The sequence below is a fragment of the Microbacterium cucumeris genome (genome assembly GCF_058349845.2).
This window is the reverse complement of record NZ_JBYRIZ020000001.1, coordinates 1,291,766-1,305,672: the sequence shown is the minus strand read 5'-3', so window position 1 is coordinate 1,305,672 and position 13,907 is coordinate 1,291,766. Positions and strand designations below refer to the sequence as shown.

10 protein-coding genes are annotated in these 13,907 nt (G+C 70.7%); 9 read left to right on the top strand and 1 reads right to left on the bottom strand.

All coding sequences use genetic code 11. The annotated features are described in order from the left end of the window. The first annotated feature begins 237 nt into the window (after positions 1–237). The 5 genes from AC3RXZ_RS06450 (at position 238) to AC3RXZ_RS06430 (ending at position 6,670) form a co-directional block, all read left to right on the top strand. Positions 238–1,122 (top strand): carbohydrate ABC transporter permease, encoded by an 885-nt coding sequence (locus AC3RXZ_RS06450; protein ID WP_243224528.1) that lies wholly within the window; start codon positions 238–240, stop codon positions 1,120–1,122. After that, a complete protein-coding gene (locus AC3RXZ_RS06445; protein ID WP_243224529.1) occupies positions 1,119–2,054 on the top strand; it encodes a carbohydrate ABC transporter permease in 936 nt (311 codons plus the stop codon). Before AC3RXZ_RS06450 ends, AC3RXZ_RS06445 begins: the two co-directional genes overlap by 4 nt. Positions 2,055–2,096: 42 nt before the next feature. Then, positions 2,097–3,434, top strand: a complete 1,338-nt coding sequence (locus tag AC3RXZ_RS06440) for an extracellular solute-binding protein (RefSeq protein ID WP_491493471.1) — start codon at positions 2,097–2,099, stop codon at positions 3,432–3,434. 46 nt (positions 3,435–3,480) lie between these two features. Continuing rightward, positions 3,481–5,727 (top strand): FAD-dependent oxidoreductase, encoded by a 2,247-nt coding sequence (locus AC3RXZ_RS06435; protein ID WP_491493470.1) that lies wholly within the window; start codon positions 3,481–3,483, stop codon positions 5,725–5,727. 64 nt (positions 5,728–5,791) lie between these two features. Beyond that, the gene (locus AC3RXZ_RS06430; protein WP_243226134.1) at positions 5,792–6,670 is read left to right on the top strand and encodes a LacI family DNA-binding transcriptional regulator; all 879 of its coding nucleotides are present in this window, start codon (positions 5,792–5,794) and stop codon (positions 6,668–6,670) included. Position 6,671: 1 nt separating this feature from the next. Here the strand turns inward: AC3RXZ_RS06430 and AC3RXZ_RS06425 are convergent, their stop codons facing one another. After that, positions 6,672–7,472, bottom strand: a complete 801-nt coding sequence (locus tag AC3RXZ_RS06425; protein WP_243224532.1) for a DeoR/GlpR family DNA-binding transcription regulator — start codon at positions 7,470–7,472, stop codon at positions 6,672–6,674. 166 nt (positions 7,473–7,638) lie between these two features. Here AC3RXZ_RS06425 and AC3RXZ_RS06420 point away from each other — a divergent pair, with 166 nt between their 5' ends. From AC3RXZ_RS06420 to recR, 4 genes are all read left to right on the top strand, one after another. Next, on the top strand, positions 7,639–8,418 hold the full coding sequence (locus AC3RXZ_RS06420) for a beta-phosphoglucomutase family hydrolase (protein ID WP_243224533.1): 780 nt from the start codon (positions 7,639–7,641) through the stop codon (positions 8,416–8,418). After that, positions 8,415–10,898 (top strand): glycoside hydrolase family 65 protein, encoded by a 2,484-nt coding sequence (locus AC3RXZ_RS06415; protein ID WP_491493469.1) that lies wholly within the window; start codon positions 8,415–8,417, stop codon positions 10,896–10,898. The genes AC3RXZ_RS06420 and AC3RXZ_RS06415 overlap by 4 nt, the downstream gene beginning before the upstream one ends. A gap of 70 nt (positions 10,899–10,968) precedes the next feature. After that, positions 10,969–13,299, top strand: coding sequence for a DNA polymerase III subunit gamma and tau (locus AC3RXZ_RS06410; RefSeq protein WP_491493468.1), 2,331 nt, complete (start codon positions 10,969–10,971; stop codon positions 13,297–13,299). Then, complete coding sequence (gene recR / locus AC3RXZ_RS06405) at positions 13,299–13,892, top strand: recombination mediator RecR (protein ID WP_243224536.1); 594 nt, start codon at positions 13,299–13,301, stop codon at positions 13,890–13,892. The genes AC3RXZ_RS06410 and recR overlap by 1 nt, the downstream gene beginning before the upstream one ends. Positions 13,893–13,907 lie beyond the last annotated feature (15 nt).

Genomic DNA, 13,907 nt, shown 5'->3' with positions numbered 1-13,907 from the left:
CACGGCTCGCCCGCCCCACGGTGCGGGGCGTCGGTCCGGCGTGCCCGCGCAAAACGCTCGCAGTAAACAGATAAAAACAGATTCGAACACTCTGTTACCCAAGCGTTACCGCCTCGAATTGACCTGATCCGCCCGCTCCGCGATGCTTGAGCGGCACCCCTTCCGGGATCTGCCCCGCAACAGCGATCGAGTCCGCACAGAGACGTGGGAAACATGACTTCACAAACAATCACAGAAGTGAACAAGCCGAGACGCATCTCGGACAAGCTGTTCGCCTTCCTCCTCGTCGTCCCGGGACTCGCACTGCTCGCCGCGGTGGTCGTGTACCCGTTGATCACGAGCCTCATCACGGCCTTCTTCGAGCAGAGCCTGTTGTACCCCGGACGCGAGTTCGTGGGACTGCAGAACATCATCGACGTGCTGCAGGGCGAGTTCCTGACGCTGTTCGGACAGACGATGGTCTTCACCCTGGGGACCACGCTCCTGCCCTTCGTCATCGGGTTCGCCCTGGCGCTCGCGCTGAACACCCGCATCGCCGGTTCCAAGGTCATGCGCGGTCTGATGCTGATCCCGTGGCTGGTCCCCGGCGTCGTGGTGTCCTTCCTGTGGATGTGGATCTTCAACGCCAACTACGGCGTCATGAACGCGCTGCTGCAGGCGCTCGGCCTGATCGACGAGCCACAGGCCTGGCTGGCGCAGCCCGGAACGGCCATGCTGGCCGTCATCATCGCCAAGACGTGGCAGTCGTTCCCGTGGATGATGGTGATGCTCCTGGCCGGCCTGCAGACGGTGCCCCGCGAACTGCACGAGGCCGCCGAGATCGACGGCGCAGGCACCGTCCGCCGCTTCTTCGCGATCACCGTTCCGCAGATGCGCGGCATCATCGGCCTCGTCCTGCTGCTGGAGTTCATCTGGAACTTCCAGCACTTCGACATCATCTACGTCCTCACCGGCGGCGGCCCGGCCGGCAGCACCCAGACCTTCGCCACGGCTGTGTACGAGACCGCCTTCCAGGGCTTCGACCTCGGGCACGCCGGCGCGCTCGGACTGCTCTGGCTGCTGCTGCTGATGATCCTCGTCGTGGTGTACGTGCGCTTCTCGGAGAAGGGGGAGAGGAAATGACCGCCACTCTGCTGCCGGAGACCCCGGCGTCCCCCGACGCCACCGCCGCCCAGGTGCTCCCGGCGCGGCGCACCCGCAGGCCGCGCCCCGCCTCCGCCGAACGCCGCGAGCGGCCGGGCGTGCGGATCGCGGCGTGGATCGCCGTCATCGTCTGCGGCGGATTCGCGCTGCTGCCGGTGTACTGGCTGCTCGCGACGTCGCTCACCCCGAAGACCGAGGTCTTCTCGTACCCGCCCAAGATCTTCCCGACCGAGATCTCCTTCGAGGCGTACGCGTCGCTGTTCACCAACCCGCAGCTGTTCGTGTACCTGCAGAACAGCGTCATCGTGTCGGTGATCACCGCGATCCTGTCGGTGCTCGTCTCGGCGTACATGGGGTACTCGTTCTCCAAGTTCCGCTACACCGGCCGCCGGTCCCTGATGTACTTCGTCCTGGCGTCGCAGATGTTCCCGCAGGCGCTGCTGCTGGTGACGCTCTACACGGTGTTCTCGGCGTACAACCTCCTCAACACCTACACGGCACTGGTGCTGTCCTTCACGACCTTCACGCTGCCGCTGTGCGTGTGGATGCTGAAGGGGTTCTTCGACACCATTCCGGACGAGCTCATCGAGGCGGCCCGTGTCGACGGCGCATCGCGGCTTCGGATCATCCACTCGATCGTGCTGCCGCTCTCGGCGCCGGGACTGGTGGCCGCGGGGCTGTTCGCCTTCGTCCGCGGCTGGAACGACTTCATCTTCGCCCTCACCCTCGCCGGTCCCGAGAAGCAGACTCTGCCGCCCGGTCTCGTCAACACGTACGTCGGCGAAGCCTCCACGGCGTGGCCCGAGCTCATGGCCGCGTCCCTCGTGGTGTCGCTTCCGGTCGCCGTCGCCTTCATCCTGCTCCAGCGCTTCCTCGTCAGCGGCATGACCGCCGGCGCGGTCAAGGGCTGATCCGCCCACCTCTCCGCACGACACATCGACAAGGAGGACGATATGTCCGATTCATCCCTCATGAGCATCGAGTTCAGCAGGCGCCGCGCCCTGCAGCTGTTCGGCATCGGCGCCGCGGCGGTGACCCTGGCCGCCTGCGCGCCGACCGGCACGGGGTCGGGCACCGGCACAGGCCCGGCGAGCGGCTCCGCCGCCGGCCTGAACGGCGCGGACCCCACCGACTTCTCCTTCGCGTCCTGGTCCTTCACCGAGGAGGCCGCGGCGCCCGCGCTGGAGGCGATCGTCGCGTCGTACCAGGACAAGCAGTCCGTGACGGTGGACGACGTGTCCTTCCCCTACAACGAGTACTTCAACCAGCTCATGCTGCAGGTGCGCGGCGGGCAGTTCACCGGCGCCGCGCACGTGGACGTCGCGTGGCTCGGATCGCTCGCCGCGCTCGGCAAGCTCCAGGACCTCTCGTCCCTCGCGGAGGGCAGGGGATACACGGATGCCGCGCTGAAGGCCGCCCAGTTCGACGGCACGCAGTACGCGCTGCCCTGGACGATCGGGGCCATCGGGCTGGTCACGAACGCGGAGATCCTGGCGAAGGTCGGCGTCGCCCCTGAGGAGTTCCCGACCACGATCGACGCCTACGAGAAGACCCTCAAGGACCTCAAGGGCCTCGGCGGAGGCCTCATCCCGTACGCGGCGTCCACGAAGGCGGCCCAGCTCAAGGACATCCTCATCTGGATGCAGACCTTCGGGAGCCCCCTCGTCGACGGGGACACCGTGAAGATCGGCGACGACGCCTCGATCGAGGCCGTCACCTGGTACAAGGGCCTGTACGACCAGGGGCTCATCGCCGCCGACGTCGACCGCTTCGATGCCCGCTCGCTGTTCGCGCAGGGCCGGGCCGCCATCTACGACGACGCCCCGGTGGGTCGCAACGCCGTCGTCGGCGAGTCTCCGGACCCCGATCTCGCCGACAAGCTCGCCCCGGTGTCGCGTCCGGTCCTGAAGGACGGCGACACTCCCCGCGCCCTGGTCTGGGGCGGCGCGATCGCCGTCGTGGACGGCGACGGGGCGCCCACGGCCGGCGACTTCGCCCAGTTCGCGACCAGTGACCTGGACACGGTGCTCGCGGACTACGCCGTTCGCGGCCTGCCGCCCGTGACCACCGAGGCGCAGGAGTCCGCGGTCGTGAAGGACGACGTGTTCGGCACGCTGTTCAGCGAGCGCATCACCGCGACGGCGACGTCGAACCCGTTCTGGGCGTTCACCAGCTACTCGCAGATCGAGACCGAGATCGCCGAGCAGGTGCAGGCGGTCCTGGTCGGCTCCGCCTCTCCCGCGGACGCGATGAAGGCGGCCGGCGAGGCCGCCCAGAAGCTCATCGGCTGACCCGGCATCCGCCCCGCACACACCCCACAGGAAGGAACCCATCGTCATGCGCACGCAGTCCGTCGAGACCGACGTCGTCGTCGTCGGAGGAGGTCTCGCCGGCGTCGCGGCGGCCGTCTCAGCCGCCCGGCTCGGACGGCGCGTCGCACTGATCGGGAACCGGCCGGTCCTCGGAGGGAACTCCTCCTCCGAGGTCCGGGTGTGGGTGTGCGGGGCGACCGCGCACGGCAACCAGCGCTGGGCGCGCGAGACCGGGATCATCGGGGAGCTGTACGTCGAGAACCAGTACCGCAATCCCGAGGGCAACCCGATCCACTGGGATGACGTGGTTCTGGACGCCGTGCGGGCCGAAGACAACATCGAGCTCTTCCTCAACACCGACGTGCGGGAGGTCGCGGCGCACGGGCCTGAGGATGCGCGCGGGATCGACGCGGTGACGGGGTGGACCATGGGCTCCGAGATCACGACGACCTTCACGGCCCCGGTGTTCCTGGACTGCACCGGCGACGGGCTGGTCGGACACCTCGCCGGCGCGCGCTACCGGCTCGGCAAGGAGGGCAGGAGCGAGTTCGGCGAGGACTGGGCTCCGGAGGAGCCCAAGCGCGAGTTCCTCGGCTCGACGCTGCTGTTCTATTCGAAGGACCTGGGGCGCCCCGTGGACTTCGTCGCGCCGGATTCCACCATCGACATCACGCAGACGCCGATCCCCGAGTCGCGCATCATCCGCTCCGGCGACAGCGGCGCTGCCTACTGGTGGGTCGAGTGGGGCGGCGAACTCGACATCGTGGACGACAACGAGCGCATCCGCGACGAGCTGCGCGGCGTCATCCTCGGGATCTGGGACTACATCAAGAACTCCGGACGCTTCGACGCCGAGACCCTCGACCTGGAGTGGATCGGCAATATCCCCGGCAAGCGGGAGTATCGGAGATTCATCGGCGACTACACGCTGCACCAGGGCGACATCGTCGGCCAGACCTCGTTCGAGGACGGCGTCGCCTTCGGCGGCTGGTCGATCGATCTGCACCCGGCGGGCGGGATGTACGCGACAGGGTCGGGCGCCGTGCAGCGCTTCTCGAACGGGGTGTTCGAGATCCCCTACCGCTCGCTCTACTCGCAGAACGTCGGCAACCTGCTCATGGCCGGCCGACTCGTCTCGGCCACGCACATCGCGTTCGGCGCCGCCCGCGTCATGGCCACCTGTGCGGCGATGGGAGAGGCGGCCGGCACCGCCGCGGCGATCGCCGTCGCGGAGAGCACGACGCCGCGCGGCGTCCACGATAGCCATCTGGCGCGGCTGCGGCAGACGCTGCTCCGTCAGGACGCGACGCTCATCGGCGTGGCGAACGATGACCCCGACGATCTCGCCCGCCGGGCGACCGTCACGGCGTCCAGTCACACGCGGAGCATCGCCACGGGGGAGGAAGGGCTGCCCCACCCGATGGCCGACGACCTCGGCATCGTCGTGCCGGTGAGCGAGGAGCTCGGAGGTCTCTCGCTGCGCCTGGAGAGCACAGCGGACACGACCCTCGTCGTCGAGGCGTACCTCACGGATCTGCCGCAGAACGTGATCCCGGTGCACCGCGTGGCGGCGGCATCCGTGCCGGTAATGGCGGGCGGTGCACGGTGGATCGACGTCGAGCTGCCGTACGCTGCGGATCGTCCGCGCAACGTGATCGTCGTCGTGCGGGCGGACCCCGCCGTGACCGTCTTCACGACGACGCAGCTCCCGCCCGGCGTTCTCACCCTCGTCCACCGCGTCGACAACGACGACCAGAACGTCGAGATCAGCCGGGACGAGCTCATCGTGCAGTGGCCGACCAAGCCGCTGCGCGGGCGCACGGTCCTGTTCCGCGCCTACCCGGAATCGGCTGTGCTGGCGCCGGAGCGCGCCACGAGCGGATACAACCGTCCGTACGACGGTCCGAACATGTGGGCGTCGGAGCCGATGTCCGAGGGGCGCGACGAGTGGCTGCGCCTGGACTGGGACGAACCGGTCACCGCGCGGGAGGTCCGTCTCGTCTTCGACGACGACGTCGACCTCGAGCTCAACACCCTGCATCACCATCGCAGTCCCGACCGCGTGATCCCGCAGCTCGTCAGGGACTACCGGGTCGAGGTGCAGTCGGAGGCCGGATGGGTCGTGGTGGCCGAGGTGGCCGGCAACCGCCGCCGCCAGCGCGTCCACGCGCTCCCCGACGACCTCGGCGCGTTCTCCGCCGCCCGGCTCGTGATCTCCGCGACCAACGGCGCCCGGGAGGCGCGGGTGATCGCCTTCCGGGTGCAGAGGTGAACGGCCGGTGGACGGTAGCGTGAGATCCAGGAGCATCTCGGCGAGGAGCGGGACCGTGAACGAAATGCGGGCGCGACGCAGCGCACCGGTCAGCCGGCGCGAGCGCACCGGCATCGTCGCGCTCGCCGTCCCCGACCTGAACGAACCGTACTTCGCCGAGCTCACGTCCCTGTTCGTCACGCGGGCGCACGAACGCGGGCTGTCGATCCTCATCCAGCAGACCGCCGGCGGACACGAGCGCGAGGTCGACATCGCCAACGGCGTGGGGCTGCCGCCCATCGACGGGCTCATCCACATCCCTCGTTCGCTCACCGTGGGCGACCTGACCCGGCGCACCGCGCCGGGTCCCATCGTGCTGCTCGGCGAGCACATCCAGGTCAGCCCGTTCACGCATGTCACGGTGGACAACAAGGCGGGCACGGATGCCGCGACCGCTCACCTCGCCGCGGCGGGCTGCCGGAGAGTCGCCTTCGTGGGGCGGCGCGACGCGCGCCCGTCGGACGCGGCCGACCAGCGCTTCGCGGGATACCGTCAGGCCGTGGCGCGGCTGGGCCTGAGCGAGGACGTCGAGCTGATCGCGACGGTCGACGCCTTCACCCCTGAGGAGGGGCGTCGGGCGATGTCCGAGATGCTCGGCCAGGGGGTGCGCTGCGACGGTGTGGTGTGCTCCAACGACTCGCTCGCCTTCGGAGTGCTCTCCGCTCTGCAGGACGCCGGCCTCGTCGTGCCCCGGGACGTCGCGGTGATCGGCTTCGACGACGTGCACGCGGCGCGGTTCTCGACGCCGGCGCTGTCATCGGTGGCGCCCGACGACAGCGCTCTGGTGGAGGCCGCTCTGGACGAGCTGGAGCGTCAGATGAGCACCCCGCCCGGCATGGACATGCCGGTGCGCAACGTCGTCGTGGGCGCCCGCATCGAGTCCAGGGCATCGACGGCGCGCTGACTCATTGCGCGGCAGGCTCCTCGAGCGGCGCCAGCGTCAGCGCCACGTGCTCGGAGAGCTGCCCGGCGGCCTCGGAGTCGAGTCCGTCGTCCATGATCAGGCGGTCGACATCGTCGACGTCGGCGATCGTCGTGAGTCCGACGGCGCCCCACTTGGCGTGATCCGCGAGCACGACCGACGTGCTCCCGGTGGCGATGAGCGCACGATCGGTCTCCGCCTCCAGAAGGTTCGAGGTCGTGAGTCCCGCCTGCAGGTCGACCCCGCGCACCCCGAGGAAGACGAGGTCGCAGTGCAGGACCTCCAGCGCTCGGACCGCGATCGGCCCGACCAGCGCGTCGGCCGGCGTCCGAACGCCTCCGGTGAGGACCACGGTCTGCGTGTAGGGCTCGTCGGCGCGATCCGGCCGGGCGAACACGTCCGCGACCGGAAGGGAGTTCGTCACGATGGTCAGATCGGGGATGCCGCGCAGCGCCTGGGCCAGCGTCCAGGCGGTGCTCCCGCCGGAGAGACCCACGGCCATGCCCGGCTCGACGAGTCCGGCCGCGCGGCGCGCGATCGCGCGCTTCTCGGCCACGTGCAGGCGCGCCTGGGACGTGAAGTCGGCATCCACGCGGTCGGTGATCCGCGGTGTGGTGGCGCCACCGCGCACCCGGTCGATCACGCCCTGTTCCGCGAGCACGTCGATGTCGCGCCGGACCGTCATCTCGCTGACCTTCAGCGCGGTCGCGAGCGCCGACACCTGCGCGGCACCCGCGCGGCGCACCTCGGACACGATGCGTGAACGGCGTTCGGCAGCGAGCACCTGGACCCCTTTCGATCTGCACGTCAGTCTGCCATGCGGCGAGGGGCGGCCTGCGGACGGAAGACGCGCGTGCCCGGCGTGGCGTCCGGCTCGGACGCGCACTACGCTGACAGAGGCACACGGAGGTGCCGGCCCGAACTCCCTCGGATCCCCCTTGGAGGCACGCGTGTCCGACACCCTTCCCGACCTGCGCACGACGTCCGGCGTCCTGTTCGACCTGGACGGCGTCCTGACGCCCACCGCCGAGGTGCACATGCGCGCCTGGAAGGCCGTCTTCGACGACGTGTTCGCCCAGTGGGGCATCGCACCGGCCTACACGGACGAGGACTACTTCGCCTACGTCGACGGCAAGAAGCGCTACGACGGCGTGGCGAGCCTGTTGCGCAGCCGCAACGTTGAGATCCCGTGGGGGTCGGTCGAGGATCCGCCGACGGCGGAGACGATCTGCGGGATCGGCAACCGGAAGAACGCCGCGTTCTCGGCATCCCTGCGCGCCGAGGGGATCGCCCCGTATCCCGGCTCGCTCGCGCTGCTCGAGCACCTGCGCGCGGCCGGGATCCGGATGGGCGTGGTGTCGAGCTCCAAGAACGCCGAGGAGGTGCTCGCCTCGGCCGGCATCCGCGACTTCTTCGAGATCGTGGTCGACGGCGTCGTCGCGGAGCGCGACGCACTCGTCTCCAAGCCCGCCCCGGACATGTTCGCGGCGGGCGCCGCAGCACTCGGCGTCGACCCCGCCTCGGCGGCCGCCGTCGAGGACGCCGTGGCCGGCGTCGCCTCGGCCGCAGCCGCCGGATTCGCGTCCGTCGTCGGCGTCGACCGCGGCGCCGGGCCCGACGCGCTGCGCGAGGCCGGCGCCACGAGTATCGTCGATGACCTCGCCCGGCTCCTCCCGCCCTCCCCGGAGACCGCTGGCGACGAACTGAGCGACTGGAAGGAATCGAAGTGATCGATCGCGACCGCTTCCCCGTCGACCCCTGGCGTCTGGTCGAGACGCGCTACACGGAGGACGGCGTCTCCGAGACGCTGTTCGCCGTCGGCAACGGCTACCTGGGTCTGCGCGGCAATCACATCGAGGGACGCGGCGCCCACGAGCACGGCACCTTCATCAACGGGCTGCACGAGACCTGGCCGATCCGTCACGCCGAGCAGGCGTACGGCTTCGCGGAGGTCGGGCAGACGATCGTCAACGCGCCGGACGCCAAGGTCATGCGGGTGTACGTGGACGACGAGCCGATCTCGTTCGACGAGGCGGACGTCCGCGAGTACTCCCGCGTCCTCGACATGCGCACCGGCATCCTGACCCGCGACCTGGTGTGGGAGACCCCCTCCGGAAAGCGCGTCCGGATGCGCGACGAGCGCCTGGTGAGCTTCGAGGAGCGCCACCTGGCCGTGCTCCGGCTGGACGTCACGGTGGAGAACGCCGACGCGCCGGTCACGATCAGCTGCCAGATCCTCAACCGGCAGGACGGCGGGAACGTGTACGGCGGTACGCCCGCGGCCGCGCAGAAGGCGGGCTTCGACCCGCGGCGCGCCGAGAAGATCACGCAGCGGGTGCTCCAGCCCGTGGAGTACTGGCAGGACGGGCTGCGCTCCGCGCTGTCGTATCGCGTGACCGAATCGGGGATGACGGCGGCTGTGGTCGCCGATCACATCATCGAGACCGACAACGACTACAGTGCGCGTCAGCTCATCGAGCAGGACATCGCGAAGAACGTCTTCCGGGTGCAGGCGAAGGCCGGCATCCCGATCCGGATCACCAAGCTCGTCAGCTATCACACGTCCCGCGGCGTGCCGGCGCGCGAGCTCGTCGACCGCTGCCGCCGCTCGCTCGATCGCGTCGCCGTCGAGGGCGTCGACGCGCAGTTCCGCGCCCAGACCGACTGGCTCGACGCGTTCTGGGAGCGCAGCGACGTGCGCATCGAAGGTCAGGACGCCCTGCAGCAGGCCACGCGCTGGTGCCTGTTCCAGCTCGCGCAGGCCTCCGCGCGCGCCGACGGGGCCGGCGTCCCCGCCAAGGGCGTCTCGGGGTCCGGCTACAGCGGCCACTACTTCTGGGACACCGAGATCTACGTCCTGCCGTTCCTCACGTACACGTCGCCGCAGTGGGCGCGCAACGCGCTGCGCGCCCGCGTGCTGATGCTGCCCGCGGCGAGGCGCCGCGCCGCCCAGCTGAACGAGGCGGGGGCGCTGTTCCCCTGGCGCACCATCAACGGCGAGGAGGCCTCGGCGTACTACGCGGCGGGTACCGCGCAGTACCACATCAACGCGGACGTCAGCTTCGCGCTCGGCAAGTACGTGCGCGCCACCGGGGACATCGACTTCCTGCGCCGCGAGGGCGTCGACATCGCGGTGGAGACCGCCCGGCTCTGGGCGACGCTCGGATTCTGGCGCGGGACGAACGGGGACGCCACGTTCCACATCCACGGCGTCACCGGACCCGACGAGTACACCACGGTCGTCAACGACAATCTCTTCACGAACGTCATGGCCCGCTATAACCTGCGCTACGCCTCCCGGGTCGTCCGCGAGATGGCGGCGAGCGATCCGCGCGCGTTCGATGCGCTCGTGGAGCGCACCGGCCTCGACGCCGGCGAGCCGGATGCCTGGGAGCAGGCAGCCGCGGCGATGTACATCCCCTTCAGCGAGAGCCTCGGCATCCACCCCCAGGACTCGCTGTTCCTCGAGCGCGAGGTCTGGGACCTCGCGCACACGCCCGACGATCAGCGTCCGCTGCTGCTGCACTTCCACCCCCTGGTGATCTACCGGTTCCAGGTGCTGAAGCAGGCGGACGTCGTGCTCGCGCTGTTCCTGCAGGGCAACCACTTCACGGATGCCGAGAAGCTGGCCGACTTCGAGTACTACGACCCGCTCACCACAGGCGACTCGACGCTGTCCGCGGTCGTGCAGGCCATCCTCGCGGCCGAAGTCGGCTACCAGGACCTGGCCAGGGAGTACTTCGAGCAGTCGCTGTTCGTGGACCTGGGCGACCTGCACCACAACGCCGCGGACGGCGTGCACGTGGCGTCGGCGGGCGGCGTGTGGACCGCTCTCGTGAGCGGGTTCGGCGGCATGCGCGATCACGCCGGCGAGCTGAGCTTCGACCCCCGTCTGCCGGTGGACTGGCCGTCGCTGTCGTATCCGCTGCAGTGGCAGGGGACCGCGCTGGACGTGCACGTGACGCGCGACGAGCTGAGGGTGAGCGTGCGGGTCGGTGACCCGGTGCCGTTCACGGTGCGCGGTGCGTCGTACACGGCCGCCGAGGGGGCGGACGTCGTCGTGCCGCTGGCCGACCAGGGGCCGGTGATCCCCGGGCGGCCGACGCTGCGGAAGTTCGCGGATGCGCGTCGCGACGACGGCACCCTCATGTCGGCCTCGGTCCCGGTCGTCACGAGCGCGATCCCGGTGATCACGGGTTACCCGGACTGACGCGGCCGGCTCCGCGCGCAGGAGCCGGCCGGGCGATCCGAATGTCGGCGGCACGCCGTAGGCTGGATGGGTGACCACAGCCCTGTACCGCCGCTATCGGCCTGAGACCTTCGCGGAGATGATCGGGCAGTCGCAGGTGACCGAGCCGCTCATGACGGCGTTGCGCGGTGACCGGGTCGGGCACGCCTATCTCTTCTCCGGCCCGCGCGGCTGCGGCAAGACCACATCGGCGCGCATCCTCGCGCGCTGCCTCAACTGCGCCGAAGGGCCGACCGACACCCCGTGCGGTGTGTGCCCGAGCTGCGTCGAGCTGTCCCGCAGCGGTGGCGGCTCCCTCGATGTCGTCGAGATCGACGCGGCCAGCCACAACGGCGTCGACGACGCCCGCGACCTGCGCGAACGCGCCACTTTCGCGCCCAGCCGCGATCGCTTCAAGATCTTCATCCTCGACGAGGCGCACATGGTGACGCCGCAGGGCTTCAACGCCCTGCTCAAGCTCGTCGAAGAGCCTCCGGCGCACGTGAAGTTCATCTTCGCGACGACCGAGCCCGAGAAGGTGCTCGGCACGATCCGCTCGCGCACGCATCACTACCCGTTCCGGCTGGTGCCGCCGGCCGCGATGCTCGAGTACGTCGAGAAGCTCTGCGCGGAGGAGGGGGTCCGGGTCGAGCAGGGCGTGCTGCCGCTGGTCGTGCGGGCCGGCGGCGGATCGCCCCGGGACACGCTCTCGCTGCTCGACCAGCTGATCGCCGGTTCCGACGGCGACAGCGTGGCGTACGAGCGCGCGGTCGCGCTGCTGGGCTACACGCACGCCGCCCTGCTGGACGAGATCGTGGACGCCCTGGCCGCCGGGGACGCCGCGGCGGCGTTCCCCGCCGTCGACCGCGTCGTGCAGACCGGTCAGGACCCGCGACGCTTCGTCGACGACCTCCTGGAGCGGCTGCGCGATCTCATCGTGATCGCCGCGGTCGGAGACGGGGCGTCGGCCGTGCTGCGCGGCATCCCGGCCGACGAGATGCAGCGGATGCAGGATCAGGCCGCCTCCTTCGGTCCGTCCCGACTGTCGCACACCGCCGACATCGTGAGCGCCGCGCTGGACGACATGTCCGGGGCGACGTCGCCGCGCCTGCACCTCGAGCTCATGATCGCGCGGGTGCTCGCCCCGTCCGCGGGCATGGCTGCACCGGCTCCCACGACCGCTGCTGCGGCGGCGGCCGCACCGGCGACGACCGCACCGGGAACGGCGGCCTCCGGGCCGGCTGCCACGCGGCCCGCCGCTCCGACACCCGCCCCGGCGGTTCCCACCGCGCCCGCACCGGAGCGTGCCGTGTCCGCGGCCCCAGCCGGGACGCAGGCCCCGGAGGCCGCGCCGAACCACGGTCTCGACGCGCCGGAACCGGCGGCGACGACTGTCTCCGTCGACACAGGAGGGGCCGCCTCCGGTCCGTCCGCGCCTGCCGATCGGGCAGAGGCGCCGGGGACCGGCGCGGCTCCCGCCCCGGCGGAACAGGCGGCTCCGTCCGGGGCTGCTCCCGCATCGTCGCCCGCCCGCGCGGAGGGACCGGTCGACTTCGACCGCATCCGTGCCGCCTGGCCGGCCGTCCTGACCCGGCTCGAGACGATCAGCCGCTCGGCCTGGCTGATGGTGACGGCGATCCAGCCGCTGGCCTACGACACCGACTCCGAGGTGCTGACGCTCGGCTTCACGAGCCCGCAGGACGTCGCGCGGTTCAAGGGGACGACGCCCGGCACCGGCACGCCCGATCACCTCCGCACCGCGATCGAGCAGGAGCTCGGGGTGAAGGTGAAGTACAAGCCCGCTCCGCTGCCCGCTGGCGGCTCGACGGCCGCCTCCGCCTCGTCTCCGCCGTCCGCGCCGGCATCCGATCCTGCCCCGCGGCCGAGTGCGTTGTCCTCGGCGCCCGTGACCGAGTGGGCCGTCGCGCCGATCCCGAAGGGCAACGAGCCCGCCCAGACCCCCCTGCCGGTGGACGAAGAGCCGGCGGATGCCGAGTCGGCGTCCTCCGCGCCGCAGCCCCCCGTCGATGGAGGCATCTCGGACGAGGAGCCGCCGCTGCCCGGCGACGACGAGGCTCCCGACGAGGACGAGCCGCCGTACGAGCCTCCCTATGACGCGGGGCCGAGCGTTCCCGCCGGTGGACCGGCTCCGGCCGCTCCCGCCGTTGCCTCCCGGCCGGCTGCGATGCCCGCGGCGGCCTCATCCGCCGCGGTCGTGAACGCGCCGGCAGGTCCCGCGCCGCAGGCGCCCGTCGTCACCGCGCGCTCCGCGGCCCCCGACGGCATCCAGCGCTACGGCGAGGCCGTCGTGCGCCAGGTGCTCGGCGCGACGTTCGTGCGCGAGGAGCCGTTCGAGCCCCCGACGGCGACGAGGTTCAGCTGATGTACGACGGCATCGTCCAAGAGCTCATCGACGAGTTCGGCCGTCTCCCGGGGATCGGTCCGAAGTCGGCTCAGCGCATCGCGTTCCACATCCTCCAGACGCCGTCCTTCGACGTCGCGCGTCTCGCGGAGCTGCTCACCGAGGTGCGTGCGCGCGTGCGGTTCTGCGAGATCTGCGGCAATGTGTCCGAGCAGGACCGCTGCGCGATCTGCCGCGACCCCCGCCGCAACGCCGCGCTGATCTGCGTCGTCGAGGACGCGAAGGACGTCGCCGCCATCGAGCGCACCCGCGAGTTCCGCGGTCTCTACCACGTGCTCGGCGGCGCGATCAGTCCGATCGCCGGCGTCGGTCCGGATGACCTGCGCATCGCTCAGCTCATGACGCGCCTCGCCGACGGGACGGTGCAGGAGGTCATCCTCGCCACCAACCCGAACCTGGAGGGCGAGGCCACCGCGAGTTATCTCAGCCGCCTGCTCACGACCATGCAGATCACGGTGTCGCGTCTCGCCTCGGGCCTTCCCGTGGGCGGCGACCTCGAGTACGCCGACGAGGTGACGCTCGGCCGGGCCTTCGAAGGCCGGCGCACGCTGTGACGGTCCGCGACGCGA

Bases quoted from the DNA above. Each gene is read 5' to 3' on its own strand.
- AC3RXZ_RS06435 (WP_491493470.1), top strand. From the start codon at position 3,481: ATGCGCACGCAGTCCGTCGAGACCGACGTCGTCGTCGTCGGAGGAGGT.
- recR (WP_243224536.1), top strand. From the start codon at position 13,299: ATGTACGACGGCATCGTCCAAGAGCTCATCGACGAGTTCGGCCGTCTC.
- AC3RXZ_RS06445 (WP_243224529.1), top strand. From the start codon at position 1,119: ATGACCGCCACTCTGCTGCCGGAGACCCCGGCGTCCCCCGACGCCACC.
- AC3RXZ_RS06440 (WP_491493471.1), top strand. From the start codon at position 2,097: ATGTCCGATTCATCCCTCATGAGCATCGAGTTCAGCAGGCGCCGCGCC.
- AC3RXZ_RS06430 (WP_243226134.1), top strand. From the start codon at position 5,792: ATGCGGGCGCGACGCAGCGCACCGGTCAGCCGGCGCGAGCGCACCGGC.